Annotated in this window: 16 protein-coding genes and 4 tRNA genes; 13 read left to right on the top strand and 7 right to left on the bottom strand. The window is 45.5% G+C overall.

Features of this window, described 5'->3' with window-relative positions; translation table 11 throughout:
- Positions 1–95: 95 nt before the first annotated feature.
- From ACU01J_RS20425 to pfkA, 3 genes are all read left to right on the top strand, one after another.
- On the top strand, positions 96–1,427 hold the full coding sequence (locus ACU01J_RS20425; RefSeq protein WP_481084253.1) for an IS4 family transposase: 1,332 nt from the start codon (positions 96–98) through the stop codon (positions 1,425–1,427).
- Positions 1,428–1,525: 98 nt separating this feature from the next.
- Complete coding sequence (gene fieF, locus ACU01J_RS20420; RefSeq protein ID WP_481087322.1) at positions 1,526–2,434, top strand: CDF family cation-efflux transporter FieF; 909 nt, start codon at positions 1,526–1,528, stop codon at positions 2,432–2,434.
- 270 nt (positions 2,435–2,704) lie between these two features.
- Complete coding sequence (gene pfkA, locus ACU01J_RS20415) at positions 2,705–3,667, top strand: 6-phosphofructokinase (protein ID WP_126575780.1); 963 nt, start codon at positions 2,705–2,707, stop codon at positions 3,665–3,667.
- Between the two features lie 86 nt (positions 3,668–3,753).
- Here pfkA and ACU01J_RS20410 read toward each other — a convergent pair whose 3' ends face one another.
- From ACU01J_RS20410 to epmB, 4 genes are all read right to left on the bottom strand, one after another.
- Positions 3,754–5,079 (bottom strand): anaerobic C4-dicarboxylate transporter, encoded by a 1,326-nt coding sequence (locus ACU01J_RS20410; protein ID WP_481087321.1) that lies wholly within the window; start codon positions 5,077–5,079, stop codon positions 3,754–3,756.
- 172 nt (positions 5,080–5,251) lie between these two features.
- Positions 5,252–5,746 (bottom strand): MgtC/SapB family protein, encoded by a 495-nt coding sequence (locus ACU01J_RS20405; RefSeq protein ID WP_481087320.1) that lies wholly within the window; start codon positions 5,744–5,746, stop codon positions 5,252–5,254.
- An 85-nt stretch (positions 5,747–5,831) separates the two neighbouring features.
- Positions 5,832–6,320: a prepilin-type N-terminal cleavage/methylation domain-containing protein gene (locus tag ACU01J_RS20400; protein WP_481087319.1), complete on the bottom strand. Its 489-nt coding sequence runs from the start codon at positions 6,318–6,320 to the stop codon at positions 5,832–5,834.
- A gap of 2 nt (positions 6,321–6,322) precedes the next feature.
- Entirely contained in the window at positions 6,323–7,345 is a 1,023-nt protein-coding gene (gene epmB / locus ACU01J_RS20395; RefSeq protein ID WP_481087318.1) for an EF-P beta-lysylation protein EpmB, read from the bottom strand.
- A gap of 32 nt (positions 7,346–7,377) precedes the next feature.
- On the opposite strand from epmB, the gene efp reads away from it, so the two are divergent.
- From efp to rraA, 3 genes are all read left to right on the top strand, one after another.
- Positions 7,378–7,944, top strand: coding sequence for an elongation factor P (gene efp / locus ACU01J_RS20390; protein ID WP_053441399.1), 567 nt, complete (start codon positions 7,378–7,380; stop codon positions 7,942–7,944).
- A 117-nt stretch (positions 7,945–8,061) separates the two neighbouring features.
- Positions 8,062–8,979, top strand: coding sequence for a 1,4-dihydroxy-2-naphthoate polyprenyltransferase (locus ACU01J_RS20385; protein ID WP_481087317.1), 918 nt, complete (start codon positions 8,062–8,064; stop codon positions 8,977–8,979).
- 75 nt (positions 8,980–9,054) lie between these two features.
- Positions 9,055–9,573 carry a ribonuclease E activity regulator RraA gene (rraA, locus tag ACU01J_RS20380; RefSeq protein ID WP_481087316.1) on the top strand — a complete coding sequence of 173 codons (519 nt, stop codon included), beginning with the start codon at positions 9,055–9,057 and terminating at the stop codon, positions 9,571–9,573.
- 58 nt (positions 9,574–9,631) lie between these two features.
- On the opposite strand, the gene ACU01J_RS20375 is transcribed toward rraA, so the two are convergent.
- Both ACU01J_RS20375 and tpiA read right to left on the bottom strand, forming a co-directional pair.
- Positions 9,632–10,987, bottom strand: a complete 1,356-nt coding sequence (locus tag ACU01J_RS20375) for an MATE family efflux transporter (protein WP_481087315.1) — start codon at positions 10,985–10,987, stop codon at positions 9,632–9,634.
- Between the two features lie 149 nt (positions 10,988–11,136).
- A complete protein-coding gene (gene tpiA, locus ACU01J_RS20370) occupies positions 11,137–11,907 on the bottom strand; it encodes a triose-phosphate isomerase (protein WP_061033606.1) in 771 nt (256 codons plus the stop codon).
- A 270-nt stretch (positions 11,908–12,177) separates the two neighbouring features.
- On the opposite strand from tpiA, the gene ACU01J_RS20365 reads away from it, so the two are divergent.
- Positions 12,178–12,525: a 5-carboxymethyl-2-hydroxymuconate Delta-isomerase gene (locus ACU01J_RS20365; RefSeq protein WP_481087314.1), complete on the top strand. Its 348-nt coding sequence runs from the start codon at positions 12,178–12,180 to the stop codon at positions 12,523–12,525.
- Between the two features lie 52 nt (positions 12,526–12,577).
- Positions 12,578–13,003, top strand: a complete 426-nt coding sequence (locus ACU01J_RS20360) for a DUF805 domain-containing protein (RefSeq protein ID WP_481087313.1) — start codon at positions 12,578–12,580, stop codon at positions 13,001–13,003.
- 186 nt (positions 13,004–13,189) lie between these two features.
- Here the strand turns inward: ACU01J_RS20360 and coaA are convergent, their stop codons facing one another.
- Positions 13,190–14,113, bottom strand: a complete 924-nt coding sequence (gene coaA / locus ACU01J_RS20355; protein ID WP_481087312.1) for a type I pantothenate kinase — start codon at positions 14,111–14,113, stop codon at positions 13,190–13,192.
- Positions 14,114–14,318: 205 nt separating this feature from the next.
- On the opposite strand from coaA, the gene ACU01J_RS20350 reads away from it, so the two are divergent.
- The 5 genes from ACU01J_RS20350 to tuf all read left to right on the top strand — a co-directional run bounded on the left by ACU01J_RS20350 (position 14,319) and on the right by tuf (position 16,051).
- A tRNA-Thr gene (locus ACU01J_RS20350) sits at positions 14,319–14,394 on the top strand.
- A 51-nt stretch (positions 14,395–14,445) separates the two neighbouring features.
- Positions 14,446–14,530 (top strand) — tRNA-Tyr (locus tag ACU01J_RS20345).
- Between the two features lie 35 nt (positions 14,531–14,565).
- Positions 14,566–14,640, top strand: a tRNA-Gly gene (locus tag ACU01J_RS20340).
- Between the two features lie 12 nt (positions 14,641–14,652).
- Positions 14,653–14,728 (top strand) — tRNA-Thr (locus ACU01J_RS20335).
- Positions 14,729–14,866: 138 nt separating this feature from the next.
- Positions 14,867–16,051 carry an elongation factor Tu gene (gene tuf, locus ACU01J_RS20330; RefSeq protein WP_481087171.1) on the top strand — a complete coding sequence of 395 codons (1,185 nt, stop codon included), beginning with the start codon at positions 14,867–14,869 and terminating at the stop codon, positions 16,049–16,051.
- The last annotated feature ends 1 nt before the right edge of the window (position 16,052 follow it).

The following is a 16,052-nucleotide window of genomic DNA, read 5'->3' as shown; positions in this document are numbered from 1 at the left end:
TAATGCCGATCAGTTAAGAAAAATTTTTGAGATCATTTGACCGATCCTCAAAAGGCTTCAAAATCCGATATTAGGAAACTAATATCGGATTTTTCATGTCTTTAGAAAGCCAACTTGCGAATACTTTTCGCTCATGCAATACCTTCCATCACTTTGACAAATACTCTGAGATCCTTAGTCCAGAGCTTATCCAGCAAGGTTTTGAAAAAGCTGGTGTAGCAACAGTGAGAAGAAGACGCTTACCCTTGGAAGCAGTACTTTGGTCCGTTGTAGGAATGAGTCTTTTTCGGCAACAATCTGTTTGGGATATCGCTAACCAACTTGATATTGTCCTACCAGACAAACAGCGCTTTGTTGCGCCAAGTGCTGTTGTCCAAGCGAGGCAGAGATTAGGCGAAGAAGGTGTTAAACAAGTCTTTAAGACGATGGCGGCTCAGAGTTATCAATCTTCTAAGTTTGAAACTTGGTGTGGACTCAATCTTCTATCTGTCGATGGTGTCGTTTGGAGAACGGCAGATACACCTGAAAATCATCAAGAGTTTAAAGCACAGCGTAATCAGTCATCTGAAAATATTTACCCTAAGATACGCATGGTTTGCTTGATGGAGCTTACAAGTCATCAGCTCATCGATAGTGCATTCTCTGACTATCGAACCAACGAAATGCGGCTTGCAGAAGAACTCATAGAACAAACGCCAGACCATTCTCTGACTATTTTTGACAAAGGATATTACTCTCTGGGACTGCTTAACCGATGGAACAAAGTCGGCCAAGAGAGGCATTGGATGCTCCCTGTGAGAAAAGACTTCCAGTATGAAGTCGTTCATAGGTACAGCAAGAGTGATGCAATCGTTGCGATTAAAACAACACCTCAGGCAAGAAAGAAGTTTAGTGAACTTCCTGATGTAGTTGAAGCAAGGTTAGTCTCAAAAATCATTAAAGGTAAGGAGTATCAGGTGCTTACATCAATGCGTGATGGGTTACGTTTTCCTGGCGAAGAAATCGTAGAGCTCTATCGTTATCGCTGGGAAATCGAATTAGGCTATCGGGAAATGAAGCAGACCTTACTTGACAGTGAGTATACATTGCGAAGCAAGCGTCCAGATATGGTTAAGCAGGAGCTCTGGGGTATTTTACTCGCCTATAACCTTATCAGGCAGGTTATGACAAAAGCGGCAAGTAGGTTAGATAGCGTCTGGCCAAATCAACTGAGCTTTACGAGTAGCGCTATGGCTGTGACGCAATACTTTGCAGCGTTGCCTTTAACAAGCCCAGGAAAGCTCCCTAAACACTATGAGGTATTACTAGAGCATGTATCCATGTTTATCTTACCGCCTCGAAGAGAAGATAGAAGTTATCCTCGATGGGTGAAGTTGAAACCCAAGAAGTACGCAACAAATAGAAAAAATGCCAGTCAGCTTAACTGACTGGCATTACGGCCAATTGGCCGCCTTTTTTGTGTCACTTTTATTCAATACTGAAGGCGTTATACTAAAGCTAATGATGTTTTATTGTTCAGAGAGTTATGAAGCAAGAGTATGCACGTTTAGTCACGATGGCCGCTTGGACGGCAACCATTGTGGCCACCCTATTGTTAGTCGTAAAAGTTGGTGCTTGGTGGGTAACAGGCTCAGTAAGTTTACTGGCGTCTTTAATCGACTCAATGCTGGATATTGCCGCGTCGCTGGTTAATTTAATTGTGGTGCGCTACGCCTTGCAGCCTGCTGACAGAGAACATACTTTTGGCCATGGTAAAGCGGAGTCTCTCGCTGCACTGGCACAAGCGATGTTTATTTCTGGCTCTGCTGTGTTCCTAATTCTTAATGGTATTGAACGATTCTTTAGACCGCATGAGCTTCAGTCACCAGAATATGGTGTTTATGTCAGTCTATTTGCCATCGTGGTGACGTTTGGTTTAGTGACGTTCCAGAAGCACGTAGTGAAGCGTACTGGCAGTCAGGCGATTGCGGCTGACTCGCTGCATTATCAATCAGACTTGTATATGAATGCGGCGATTATGTTAGCGCTGGGCCTAAGCTGGTTTGGTATCACTCAAGCTGACTCGGTATTTGCGGTAGGGATTGGTGTATATATTCTTTATAGCGCTTTCAAAATGGTCCAAGAAGCGACGCAAACTCTGCTGGATCGTAAATTGCCAGATGAAGAGCTTAAAGCGATTCGTGAGACTTGTGTAAAAGTGGAAGGGGTACTTGGCGTGCATCAGCTGCGAACTCGTATGTCCGGTCCAACTCGCTTTATCCAGCTACATTTAGAATTGGAAGATAATATGCGCTTGCTAGAGGCGCATCGAATCTCTGACGAAGTAGAAGTAAAATTACTTGAGCTTTTCCCTCATTCAGATGTATTAATCCACCAAGATCCTTATTCTGTGGTGCTGGGTGCGGAGAAAGCGCAGAAGTCTCAGGATTGGTAAGAGGGCACACAGACAAATCGCAACTTATTGACTATCTTTTCAGCGTTACGACTTTTAACTGTGATCCTGATATGTATCAATTAAGTGAAATAGCAAAGCTGTAATACTCTTACATAAGTAGAAAAGTTACATAATTTCGTGCAAATAAAAGTAGTATTCCTAATTAGGAAAGGTAACATATTGCACAGTTAAAGGAATTAAGTCAGTGACTGTTAGTGAAAGTGACTGACGTAAAAATTGAAATAAGATTCCCAAAAATCGAGGGTGAGCATGATTAAGAAGATCGGTGTCTTGACTAGTGGCGGTGACGCACCAGGTATGAACGCAGCAGTTCGTGGCGTGGTACGTACAGCACTATCTGAAGGTTTAGAAGTTTACGGTGTGTTTGATGGCTACTTAGGTCTATATGAAGATCGCATCGAAAAGCTAGATCGTTCAAGCGTTTCTGACGTGATCAACAAGGGTGGTACATTCTTAGGCTCTGCACGTTTCCCTGAATTCAAAGAAGTGGAAGTACGTCAGAAAGCAATCGAAAACCTACAGAAGCACGGCATTGAAGCACTAGTAGTAGTGGGCGGTGACGGTTCTTACATGGGTGCGAAGAAACTGACTGAAATGGGTTACCCTTGTATCGGTCTTCCAGGCACTATCGATAACGATATTGCAGGTACTGACTACACGATCGGTTACCTAACAGCATTAAACACAGTTATCGATGCCATAGACCGTCTACGTGATACTTCATCATCTCACCAGCGTATCTCTATCGTTGAGATCATGGGCCGCCACTGTGGTGACCTAACGCTTATGTCTGCAATTGCAGGTGGTTGTGAGTACATCATCACACCAGAAACTGGCCTAGATAAAGAGAAACTTATCAGCAACATCCAAGATGGGATTGCGAAAGGTAAGAAGCATGCGATCATCGCTCTAACTGAGCTAATGATGGATGCGAACGAGCTAGCAAAAGAGATTGAAACGGCAACAGGTCGTGAAACTCGTGCAACAGTTCTTGGCCACATTCAACGTGGTGGTCGTCCAACGGCATTTGACCGCGTTCTTGCTTCTCGCATGGGTAATTACGCTGTTCACCTACTAATGGAAGGCCAAGGCGGTCGTTGTGTTGGTATTCAGAAAGAGCAACTTGTTCACCATGACATCATCGATGCCATTGAGAACATGAAGCGCCCAGTTCGCAACGATCTATTCAAAGTTGCTGAAGAGCTATTCTAAGCAAGCTTTCTAAATCGATATAAATAAAAAGCCAGTTGGATTCCCAACTGGCTTTTTTCGTTTTGGTTCGTGTTTCGTTTACTGGTTTAGTTAACTAGCATGGTTGAGAGGACGTAACCCACAGTTGTTGCAGTGATGACACCGATAAAGCCTGGCAACAAGAAACTGTGGTTGAGCACATATTTACCAATCTGAGTCGTACCAGAGCGGTCAAAGGTAATCGCTGCAAGGTCGCTTGGGTAGAACGGGAAGAAGAAGTAGGCATAACATGCAGGCAGTACACCAATCAGTACTGGTGCAGGAATCCCCATCGCAAAACCCAGTGGGAGCATGATGGTTAGCACCGCTGCTTGGCTTTTCAAGAATATTGATACAACGAACATCGCAATAGCAAAGGTCCAAGGGTGCGCTGCAACGATATCGCTAACTAAGCTAATCAGATACGGTTTGTGGAAGCCAATAATAGTGTCACTCATCCAAGCGATACCAAAGATGATGATCACCGCTGTCATACCAGCGATAAACACATTGCTGTGGACGATCTTTTTCGGCTCAATTTTGGTGGTTAGTAGAATCAAAGCACCGACAGAGAGCATCAAGAACTGAATCGCCACTGACATTTTCACGCCTTCTGGTAGCAGGCCCAGATCTTTACCAAACATGGCGACAAAAATAACCGTCGCGATACCCGCAAGGAAGATCGTTAAGCCTTTCTTCGCAACGCCTTCATGAGCTTTATCATCGTCGTCATCGCTACTGGCATCAATCAGCTGAGCCTTAAATTCAGGATCTTGGCAACGTTCAATAAAGGCTTGGTCTTGATCCAATTCTTTACCGCGTTTCAGACTCCATAAGCAGCCGACCAACACGCCAATCAGTGTTGCAGGAATGGTGACGAGCAATACATTAACGAGTCCAATATCCAAGCTGTTATCCGCTGCTGTTGCCATCACTACCGCAGCTGCAGCGGCGATCGGGCTAGCGGTAATACCCATTTGCGAGGCGACGGTTGCCATCGCCATTGGACGCTCTGGGCGAATACCTTTCCTATAAGCGACATCGTAAATAACCGGTAGCAGTGGGTAAACCGAGTGACCCGTACCGACAAGTACGGTTAAAGAGTAGGTACACAGTGGGCCAAGGAAGACAATTTGGCTAGGATGTTTACGTAGTAAACGTTCGGCGAATTTAACCAATAGCTTAAGGCCACCAGTGGCTTCCAAGGTTGCCGATGCAGCAACCACCGCAAGAATAATCAACATCACGCTGATAGGTGGAGAGCCCGGAGCGATACCAAAAACGAAAGCGAGGACTGAAACGCCTAAGCCCCCGAGTAGACCAAAAGCAATGCCTCCGTGGCGGATACCGATAAATATCACCGTCAGAAGCAGGAGCATATGCACGTAAAACATAACTAAACCCTACATTGGTAATGAAACTTTCTGTACATTACCCAAAAGTGATAGAGGTTAATGTGAGGCTCTGTGCTTATATCGCGACAAGATTTTGTTTTCGAGCGCTTCTTTGTCTTTCATCAAAATGCGGCGCTGTATCGATAGATTTGTTTCGATTTCGCCGCAGCGATCATGGTTTTGGGCGAGAGACTTTACGGCTGTGGAATTTTTGGTGAACACCACGGCGCAATGCTTTGATTCTATTTTCGGCTTTATCAACCCCAAGCAGTACACTTAATACCAATAGAGTAATGACAACAGATTGTTGTAAATAGCCAAGTCCGATCATCATACCGAGTGCCGCCAATACCCAGATAACTGCTGCAGATGTGACGCCATGGATCTTACCATCTAAGGTCATCATTACGCCGGCGCCTAGGAATCCAACACCGGTGATGATCTGGCCAAGCACACGTGCTTGGTCGAGGGTGTTTGGTGAAAGAGAGACCGCCATCGACATAAAGAAATAGGTGCCAGAGATGATCAAAATTGAGGTTCTGATACCAACAGGTTTACCACGAGTCTGGCGCTCGACACCGACCAGAATACCATTGATAGCGCAGCAAAGAAGTGCAGCCCAGCTAAAAGGGCCAAGGTCGAGAAGTTGTTCGATAGTTGGTTGCATAATGACCTCCAAAACGTCGGAGTATGCAGATAATAGACCCGCCTATCGAACAAAAGATTTTTGTCTTGATGATAAAAGTGCGCGATCAGCAGCCGTTGGTGGTTAAGGTGTAACTTGGCGGTGAGGTTGATGTCGCTTCATCATATTGAAGAAAGCAGTTTAATCCCGCTTGGCGACGACTGGCGGGCATATACAGAATAATGCCATCATTTGGATTGGTATTGCTGAAATACCAGTCCGCTCCGTCATCACCCCATGTCGCATCATCGATACTGGCATCGATGATTTGTGCCCATGCACCAGCGTTATCTGCGCTGGCATAACCAAAAGCAATATCGACGTTATCACCTTCAATGGTGACCGATGCACTGGCTGCGGTATCTAATCCTTGTACCGAAGAGATGCCAATCAATTGATCGTTGGCCCCCTGCATCGCTCCTTGGAGGCCATTGAGTGCCGAGATACGAGCGTCGCTCTGTAGGTCAATCAACCTTGGCATAGCAGTGACTGCAAGAATCGCCAGTATGACAATGATGATAACGAGTTCAATTAAGGTAAAGCCTTTCGGTTTCATAGTTACTCTAAATGTAGATCGAGTGGTGTTTTACTGGCTCTTCCGCCAATTTCACGGGTTAATTTTGGCACGAGGTAGCCGGAGACTTTTTCCATCACACCCGCCATGATTGTTTTGGCTTGCTGATCCGAAATGAAGAAGTGCGCCGCACCTTGAACTTTATCAAGTACATGCATGTAATAAGGCAATACGCCAGCGTCAAATAGCGCTTGGCTCAAAGCGACTTGGGCATCAATGCTATCGTTGACACCTTTAAGCATAACTCCCTGATTTAGAAGAGTAACACCCGCACGCTTTAGGGTCGTTAAGCTGTCTCGCAATTCTTGATTAATCTCTTGTGCGTGGTTGATATGAGTGACCAGAATTGTTTGCAGGCGAGTATCTTCCAGCAGATTAGCTAAGGCAGGAGTAATACGAGCAGGGATCACAACCGGTAGTCGTGAGTGAATGCGCAGTCGTTTGATATGTGGAATATCAGCGATGTGATTGACTAGCCAAGTGAGCTCTTCATCTTTCGCTATAAGCGGATCGCCACCGGAAAGGATGACTTCATCGATCTCGGGGTGCTGCTGAATATAATCTAAACTTTGCTGCCAGACTGATTTTGAACCCTTGTTCTCGTCATAGGGGAAGTGACGTCTAAAGCAATAGCGACAGTTGATCGCGCAGCCACCCTTAACGATCATCAAGGCGCGATTATGGTATTTATGCAATAGCCCAGGCACGGCATTGTTCTGCTCTTCTAATGGGTCAGTTGAGTAGCCCGGGTGAATCTCAAACTCTTCGCTAAGCGGTAGGACTTGGCGTAAAAGCGGATCGAAAGGATTGCCTTTTTCCATTCTATCGACAAAACTTTGCGGCACACGCTGCGCAAAAAGCTTACGAGCGTCAAACCCGTTTTGCCAAGGAGAAGGATCAATTTCTAGCTCCTCAAGCAATTTTGCGGGATCAGAGATCCCATTCGCTAGCTGTTTGAGCCAGTTTTGCTCAACAGAAACAAGTTTTCGGGTTATGATGTGCGGCATTGAATTTAGCTCTAAGAATGTAAGAGGAAAAAATGGCTACTGTTAGCACCAATGAATTTAAAGGCGGTCTAAAACTAATGCTTGATAACGAGCCTTGCGTTATCTTGGAAAACGAATACGTTAAGCCGGGTAAAGGCCAAGCATTCAACCGCGTAAAAATTCGTAAACTTCTTTCTGGTAAAGTGCTAGAGAAAACCTTTAAGTCTGGTGAAACTTGTGAAGTTGCAGACGTAATGGATACTGACCTAGATTATCTATATAACGACGGCGAATTCTACCACTTTATGAACAACGAAACGTTCGAGCAAATCGCAGCAGACGTAAAAGCTGTTGGTGAAAATGCTAAGTGGTTGGTTGAAAACAACACTTGTATGCTAACGCTTTGGAACGGTAACCCAATCGTTGTAACTCCGCCAAACTTCGTTGAGCTAGAAGTAACAGACACTGATCCTGGCCTAAAAGGTGACACTCAGGGTACGGGTGGTAAACCAGCAACGCTTTCAACTGGTGCTGTTGTTCGTGTTCCTCTATTCATCGCAATCGGCGAAGTGATCAAAGTTGACACTCGCACTGGTGAATACGTAGGTCGCGTAAAATAAGCTCGACTTATGTCAAGTTTTAGAAAAAGGTCACTTCGGTGGCCTTTTTTTGTTTTTCACCACACCCTTTGATGTGCCACAATTTTAGTTTGGTCATAGGTAACTACACTACTATTCATGAAACAGTCTCTTAGAATCTGGCTTGATGCCGCTCGCCCCAAAACTTTGCCATTGGCATTGGTCTCTATCCTAACCGGTAGTGTGTTGGCGTACTCTACTCATCAGTTTTCTCCCGTAGTTGCTCTATTGGCATTTCTTACGGCGACCTTACTACAGATATTATCCAACCTTGCCAATGATTATGGTGATGCGGTCAAAGGTACCGATAACGAAAACCGCTTAGGCCCTGTCCGCGCAATTCAATCGGGCGCGTTGACCCAACAAGATATGAAACGTGCGATGGTGATTAATATCGTGCTGACCATGGTCTCCGGCTTAGTGTTAGTGATGTACGCACTGGAAAGTCTGCAAAGTATTTTGGCCTTCATTGGCTTAGGCGTGTTGGCGATCATTGCTGCGATTGCTTATACGGTCGGTAATAAACCTTATGGCTATGTTGGCTTAGGTGATATTTCCGTGTTTATCTTCTTTGGTTTACTCGGTGTAGCAGGCACCTATTTCCTTCATACGGGGATTGTCGCGCCACAATTGATTCTTCCAGCTGTCGGCTGTGGCTTACTGGCAGTAGCAGTGCTCAATATCAACAATATGCGTGATATCGAAAACGATGAAGTGTGTGGCAAAAGAACCGTTGCAGTGCGCTTAGGACAAAAACGAGCGAAACAGTACCACTTTGCGTTATTGTCTGGTGCGGTGTTGGCGTTCGCGGCTTACTTAATCCATCAGCCAACACCGTTATGGATTAGTTTACCGTTTTTACTTAGCCTGTTGGTGGCTTATAAGCACGGTAAGGCGGTGTGGCTGGCGGATAAACCAGCGCAAATAGCGCCAATGATGCCTGTCATTGTTAAGTGCTCAATGGTGACAAACTTACTATTTGCTGGTGTGGTTATTGCTCAAACTCTAGTGAGTTAAGTGATGCATGTCATTGCATTGACTTAATGACCCTTTATACTCGATTATGAAACCAACGGTACGGGAAGGAATACTATGGAATACAATACTTCTGCTTTGTGTGACATTTACTTAGAGCAAGTAGATGTTGTTGAGCCGATGTTCAGCAATTTTGGCGGCAGTGCATCCTTTGCGGGCCAAATCACCACCGTTAAGTGTTTCGAAGACAATGGACTGGTTCGTGAACTACTTGAGCAAGATGGCATAGGCCGAGTGTTGCTGATTGATGGTGGCGGTTCATTACGTCGCGCATTGATTGATGCTGAGTTGGCATCACTTGCCGAAGAGAACGAGTGGGAAGGCATTGTCGTTTATGGCTGTGTGCGTGAAGTCGACGAGCTAGAAGATATGAGTATCGGTATTCAAGCGTTGGCGTCGATTCCAGTTGGAGCAACCGGCCAAGGGGTTGGCGAAGTCGATGTGCCGGTTAACTTCGGTGGCGTTACCTTCCTACCAGAAGATTACCTCTATGCTGACAACACTGGTGTAATTCTCTCTCAAGAGCCGCTAGATATTGAGCTCGAAATTGAAGATGACGAAGAAGATGCTGCTTAGTTAAAGCATTTCCGTATTACCAAGAGGTTGCTGGTGGTTTAAACCTAGCGACCTCTTTTTAGTTTGAGCTAGACGCCAGTTCAGCCAAATATTTTTGACGCAATCTTAATGCGTAAAGATAGCCCATCACTCCACCCAAAATATTGCCGCAAGCAATACCAATAAATAGCCCTTTCATATCATACAGCTGACTACCTAACCAAGCGCAAGGTAGAGTAAATACGAACAGTCGCATAAAGCTCCATTGGAATGCTTTGAGTGGCTCATGCAGGGCATTTAACCCAGAGACCAACATCATCATCACTCCTTGAAAGCCATAACTGAATGGCACCACTAGCAGGTAATGCCATAACAGATCTTTCACTGCTTGTTCTTGGGAGAATAACGCAGCGAGAGGAATGCTCAGTGGTACCATCATGATGAAAATACCCAGCTGAAATACCATTGAAAATCTCATACTAATAAACAGCCCAGAAAAGCTGCGGCCAGGGTTATTTGCGCCCATATTCTGAGCGATAAAAGGTGTCAGTGCTGAGGTGAGTGACATCAAAACCAATATCAAAATCGACTCAACTCGCTGTGCGGCACCATAAGCGGCGACCGCGGCGGTACCATGCGCAGACAGCATCATCATGAGCAGTGCGCCTGAGATAGGCGTTAGTGCGTTGGATAGCGCGGCTGGGGTACCAATTTTTAAAATCTGTCGCCAGTCGGAAATGATGGTGGCTAAGCAGGGTAGAGCAATTAACTTTTCACGCTTGGCCAATACATAGAGTGAACCACATAATGCGCCCAACCAGCTAAACGCACTGGCAATTGCCGCACCTTGAATCCCTAGCTCGGGAAAAGGGCCATAACCGAATATGAGTAGCGGGTCGAGCATGCCGTTGATCATACCAGCCAGCATCATGATTTTGGCTGGTGTCTTAGTATCTCCTGTCGCGCGAATAGCGGCGTTGCCCGCCATCGGAATGACTAACAAAGGAATAGTGAGATACCAAATATCCATATATTGGTGGATGAGTGGCAATAGCGCGCGATCGGCGCCGAGCAATAAAAACAGTGGTTCAATGGTTACTAAACCGAGCATGGATGCGAGTGCGACTAAAGAGACCGCTAATACTAGACCATGAGTGGAGAATCGGGCTGCGTCTTGGGCGTGGCCTTGACCAAGTAGGCGGCCAATATTGGTTGAGAGTCCCATACCAATACCCATGGTAATACAGTTCACCGCGAAGGTGACGGGGAAGGTATAGCTGATTGCAGCCAATGCTTCGGTGCCGAGCAGGGAAATAAAGAAGGTATCCACTAGGTTAAACATCAGAATGGCCACCATGCCGAAGGTCATCGGGACAGTCATTTGAAGTAATACGGTAGGGATGGAGCCAGTTAAGAGGCCATGCTTATCCTGCATCGGGAACAACTAAGTAAGTAACAGAACGAGTAGGATACTTGATTGAAGTGTGAGACACAAAAAAGGCCAGCCGAAGCTGACCTTAATCTGTCGTATTTTTCGATTAGTTATCGTTGTAGCACGCTACAACGATAACTAAGACGGAAAAATTAAGCTTTTGCTTTAGCTGCTGCCTTAGCGATAGCTGCGAAACCAGCTGCGTTAAGAGCTGCGCCGCCAACTAGAGCACCATCGATGTCTGGTTGTGCGAAATAAGCTTCAGCATTTTCTGGCTTAACAGAACCACCGTATTGGATGATTACTTGCTCAGCAACTGCTGCATCTTTCTCAGCGATCATAGCGCGGATAGAAGCGTGGATGCGCTGTGCATCTTCTGCTGTTGCTGCTTTACCAGTACCGATAGCCCAGATTGGTTCGTAAGCGATGATTGCGCCGTTAAGAGCTTCAACACCGTAAGCGTCGATAACTGCGTTGATTTGACGTGCACATACTGCTTCAGTTTCGCCTGCTTCGTTTTGCTCGTCAGATTCACCGATACAGAAAACTGGCTTCAGGCCGTTTTCTTGTAGGAACTTGAATTTCTTAGCGATGAACTCGTCTGATTCATTGTGGTACTCACGACGCTCAGAGTGACCGATGATGATGTGAGTTGCACCGAAATCTTTCAGCATTTCTGGAGACATGTCGCCAGTGAATGCACCGCTGTTGTTTAGGTCAGTGTTCTGTGCACCTAGGATGATCTTGTTACCGCCTTCAGCGATTAGACGCTCAGCTAGATCGATGTAAAGTGCTGGTGGAGCTACTGCTACGTCAACACCTTCAACGCCTTCAAGTTCAGCATTAAGACCAGTTAGCAGCTCAGTTACCATTGCTTTGCTACCGTTAAGTTTCCAGTTACCCATCACTACAGGACGACGCATAGGAATATCTCCGTATTTAATCAGTTAATGTAAAAAATCTTCGTAAGAATATAACAGATAAAATTGACCAGATCATGATTACCGTCATGTCTTATCCGGATATGATGGATTGGTTGGAGCAGTCACTGCACATATCTCCCGTTATTATTGGGTTTATCAGTGATCTATTGAGCAGATTACGGGTAACCCTCTCGGAATTCAGCATAGAAATTGTTAATAGTGAAAATTGATTTTTCTTCAATCTGAAACTCACTTACATTTGAGGACACTATGCCGAACCTAGTAATGGAATACTCCAACTCTGTCGATGAACGCGTTAATGTGCAAGGGCTATTAGAAGACTTACATCAAGTGACACTTCAATGTGGCTTGTTTGATGTTGGATCCGTAAAATCTCGTGCATTGCGCTGTCATAACTGGTTGATCGGTGATGAGGGCGATAGTGTCGACTTTGTTCATATTAGCTTTGAGTTACTTGCAGGGCGCAGTGAGGAACAAAAGCGCGAGCTGTCGCGTCAATTGATGGATGTGCTACAACAACAAGCCAGCCATGTGCGTAGCCTAACGGTTAACATACGTGATATGGATACAGAATGTTTTCAGAAGGTGATCAATTAACTTGAATGCACCGACTGCTTTTTATTTGGTAATAAAATTTAGGTAATGAAGGATGTCGATTAAAGAATTGCTATTTTCGTTTCAAGGTCGAATTGGACGCAAAGTTTATTGGGTTTGGAATGCGGTTTACTACATATTGATTGTGGGTTTTGCGATGGGGATGAATGTCGTCTTCCCATCAATGGCACACTTGATTCTTCCGGTGTTCCTGATAGTGGTATTGATCCCTGACTTAGCGATTACCGCCAAACGTTGGCATGATCGAGGTAAGTCTAGCTGGTGGTTAGTACTTAATATCCCGCTAGTGATCGGCCGCATGACAGTGCCGATTGGTGATCCAAGCCTCGCGACGGATACGACTATGCTTCAAGCTATCAGCTCTTTTGCTGCATTACTCTGTGGCGCTTGGATTCTGATTGAGTGTGGTTTCCTGAAAGGTACTAGTGGTGACAACCAGTACGGACCAGAGCCTAAGTAGAAAGTAGAAATTAACCGTCATTCTATAGAGTGACGAAGGAGCGAGTAGGGAACCTCTTTGTGTTTCCGGCTCGCTTTAATAGATCCCCAATTCACTCGTGCCTCGCGCTCGAGGATGACAGAGATATCCGTTGATACTAAAAAGGGTTGGCACTGTTGCCAACCCTTCATTATTTCAAGCTTGTCGTTATTTGCGCAAAAACACCTGCTCAACCTTGTGACTCTGACCTTTCTTTAGGATCAGGTGAGCCCTGCCTTTGGTCGGCAAAATGTTGGCATCCAAGTTTACACCGTTGATCGATTGCCAAATGTTATGTGCTTTCTCAATCGCTTTCGGTACGGTTAAACGCGTGTAGTGACTAAAGTAAGAGCCTGGCTTGGTGAAGGCACCCTTACGGAAGTTGAGGAATCGCTCAACATACCATTGCTCAATGACATTACTCTCTGCATCGACATAAAGAGAAAAATCCAAAAAATCAGAGACGAAAACACGGTGTGGGTCGTGTGGATAATCCATACCACTTTGCAGCACGTTCAAACCTTCAATAATCAACACATCCGGTCTATCGACCACTTTGACTTCCTCGGTGATGTCGTAAGTGATGTGCGAGTATACAGGCACTTCTAAGTTGGGCTTAGCGGCTTTTACATCTGAGACAAACTGGACCAAGCGCTTAATGTCGTATGATTCAGGAAAGCCTTTTCGGTGCATGATGCCGCGCTCGTCGAGGACTTTCTTTGGGTATAAGAATCCGTCAGTAGTGACCAATTCGACTTTTGGGTGGTTTTCCCAGCGAGATAGCAGGGCTTTCAGTAGACGAGCCGTGGTACTTTTGCCTACCGCAACACTACCAGCGATACCAATAATAAACGGAGGTGCGCTTTCTTGATTACCAAGAAAGTTGTTTAATACCGTGTTTCGGTTCTGTCTTGCCGCGATGTAGAGGTTGAGTAAACGCGATAACGGCAAATAAATTTCCTCTACCTCATCCATGGTTAGGCTTTCATTAACACCTTGCAGTTCAACCAGATCGGTCTCGGATAATGTCATTGGTACTGAATTGCGTAATTCAGCCCATTGTTGACGATTAAAAGAGAGATACGGGGTCATAGTCATCCTAACTTGGTTTTACGATAGAGCTGCGAAAATACAACAACCAACAAATATTGCAAATGACGGATACGACATTAGGCGCTTTTATAAATAGAATTGCGTGAATTTTCAGCAAACAAGCAGAAACTTTGTAAAAACAGAATTTTTTTTAAATTTGCTATTGCAAGCTAGAAAATCATTCAATAGAATGCGCACCACTTATGCCGACTTAGCTCAGTAGGTAGAGCAACTGACTTGTAATCAGTAGGTCACCAGTTCGATTCCGGTAGTCGGCACCATTTCTCCGCTTATCTCTTTATTAGAGAACGAGAGACTTGGAATAAAAATTTGGAGGGGTTCCCGAGTGGCCAAAGGGATCAGACTGTAAATCTGCTGGCACTGCCTTCGATGGTTCGAATCCGTCCCCCTCCACCATATTCTTAAGGAAATAGCTCACAGAGTTACGTGTTGCGGGCATCGTATAATGGCTATTACCTCAGCCTTCCAAGCTGATGATGCGGGTTCGATTCCCGCTGCCCGCTCCACTCAATAGTGATGCTGATATAGCTCAGGCGGTAGAGCGCATCCTTGGTAAGGATGAGGTCCCCAGTTCGACTCTGGGTATCAGCACCAGCTCTCAAGCACACTTTTCCTTTTGATACTTTCTGTCGACTAAACTACGTTTAGTGATTGAAGGTAACTATATCACCAATACTTTTTTGGTTGCGTGGTCATCAAAGCCACCTAAATCCGTACCTAGAGGGACAACTCATGTCTAAAGAAAAATTTGAACGTACGAAACCGCACGTAAACGTTGGTACTATCGGCCACGTTGACCACGGTAAAACAACTCTAACTGCTGCTATCTGTACTACACTTGCAAAAGTGTACGGCGGTGTTGCGAAAGACTTCGCATCTATCGATAACGCTCCAGAAGAGCGTGAGCGCGGTATCACAATCGCTACTTCTCACGTAGAGTACGACACTCCATCACGTCACTACGCACACGTAGACTGTCCAGGACACGCGGATTATGTTAAGAACATGATCACAGGTGCTGCACAGATGGACGGTGGTATCCTAGTTGTTGCTGCAACAGATGGTCCAATGCCACAAACTCGTGAGCACATCCTACTAGGCCGTCAGGTTGGTATCCCTTACATCATCGTATTCATGAACAAATGTGACATGGTTGATGATGAAGAGCTTCTAGAGCTAGTAGAAATGGAAGTTCGTGAACTTCTATCTGAGTACGACTTCCCAGGTGATGACCTACCAGTTATCCAAGGTTCTGCACTAGGCGCACTAAACGGCGAAGAGCAGTGGGAAGCGAAAATCGTTGAGCTTGCTGAAGCACTAGACTCTTACATCCCAGAGCCAGAGCGTGCAGTAGACCAACCATTCCTACTACCAATCGAAGACGTATTCTCAATCCAAGGTCGTGGTACAGTAGTAACTGGCCGTATCGAGCGCGGTATCCTAACTGTAGGTGACGAAGTAGAAATCGTTGGTATCAAAGAAACGACAACGACTACATGTACTGGTGTTGAAATGTTCCGTAAGCTGCTTGACGAAGGTCGTGCAGGTGAGAACGTTGGTGCACTACTACGTGGTACTAAGCGTGATGAAGTTGAACGTGGTCAAGTACTTGCTGCACCTGGTTCAATCAACCCACACACTAAGTTTGAGTCAGAAGTATACGTACTTTCTAAAGACGAAGGCGGCCGTCATACTCCGTTCTTCAAAGGCTACCGTCCACAGTTCTACTTCCGTACAACTGACGTAACTGGTGATATCTCTCTACCAGAAGGCGTAGAAATGGTAATGCCTGGCGACAACATCCAAATGCAAGTAGAGCTAATCGCTCCAATCGCAATGGATGAAGGCCTACGTTTCGCTATCCGTGAAGGTGGCCGTACAGTAGGTGCTGGTGTTGTTGCTAAGATCTTCGACTAAT

It is taken from the genome of Vibrio sp. 2433-A1 (genome assembly GCF_056726085.1).
The sequence above is the reverse complement of the archived record's forward strand: the minus strand, read 5'-3'. Positions and strand labels throughout refer to the sequence as shown.

Excerpts from the sequence above, each read along its gene's own strand:
- ACU01J_RS20425 (WP_481084253.1), top strand. The coding sequence starts at position 96 with ATGTCTTTAGAAAGCCAACTTGCGAATACTTTTCGCTCATGCAATACC.
- fieF (WP_481087322.1), top strand. The coding sequence starts at position 1,526 with ATGAAGCAAGAGTATGCACGTTTAGTCACGATGGCCGCTTGGACGGCA.
- pfkA (WP_126575780.1), top strand. The coding sequence starts at position 2,705 with ATGATTAAGAAGATCGGTGTCTTGACTAGTGGCGGTGACGCACCAGGT.
- ACU01J_RS20410 (WP_481087321.1), bottom strand. The coding sequence starts at position 5,079 with ATGTTTTACGTGCATATGCTCCTGCTTCTGACGGTGATATTTATCGGT.
- ACU01J_RS20405 (WP_481087320.1), bottom strand. The coding sequence starts at position 5,746 with ATGCAACCAACTATCGAACAACTTCTCGACCTTGGCCCTTTTAGCTGG.
- ACU01J_RS20400 (WP_481087319.1), bottom strand. The coding sequence starts at position 6,320 with ATGAAACCGAAAGGCTTTACCTTAATTGAACTCGTTATCATCATTGTC.
- epmB (WP_481087318.1), bottom strand. The coding sequence starts at position 7,345 with ATGCCGCACATCATAACCCGAAAACTTGTTTCTGTTGAGCAAAACTGG.
- efp (WP_053441399.1), top strand. The coding sequence starts at position 7,378 with ATGGCTACTGTTAGCACCAATGAATTTAAAGGCGGTCTAAAACTAATG.
- ACU01J_RS20385 (WP_481087317.1), top strand. The coding sequence starts at position 8,062 with ATGAAACAGTCTCTTAGAATCTGGCTTGATGCCGCTCGCCCCAAAACT.
- rraA (WP_481087316.1), top strand. The coding sequence starts at position 9,055 with ATGGAATACAATACTTCTGCTTTGTGTGACATTTACTTAGAGCAAGTA.
- ACU01J_RS20375 (WP_481087315.1), bottom strand. The coding sequence starts at position 10,987 with ATGCAGGATAAGCATGGCCTCTTAACTGGCTCCATCCCTACCGTATTA.
- tpiA (WP_061033606.1), bottom strand. The coding sequence starts at position 11,907 with ATGCGTCGTCCTGTAGTGATGGGTAACTGGAAACTTAACGGTAGCAAA.
- ACU01J_RS20365 (WP_481087314.1), top strand. The coding sequence starts at position 12,178 with ATGCCGAACCTAGTAATGGAATACTCCAACTCTGTCGATGAACGCGTT.
- ACU01J_RS20360 (WP_481087313.1), top strand. The coding sequence starts at position 12,578 with ATGTCGATTAAAGAATTGCTATTTTCGTTTCAAGGTCGAATTGGACGC.
- coaA (WP_481087312.1), bottom strand. The coding sequence starts at position 14,113 with ATGACCCCGTATCTCTCTTTTAATCGTCAACAATGGGCTGAATTACGC.
- tuf (WP_481087171.1), top strand. The coding sequence starts at position 14,867 with ATGTCTAAAGAAAAATTTGAACGTACGAAACCGCACGTAAACGTTGGT.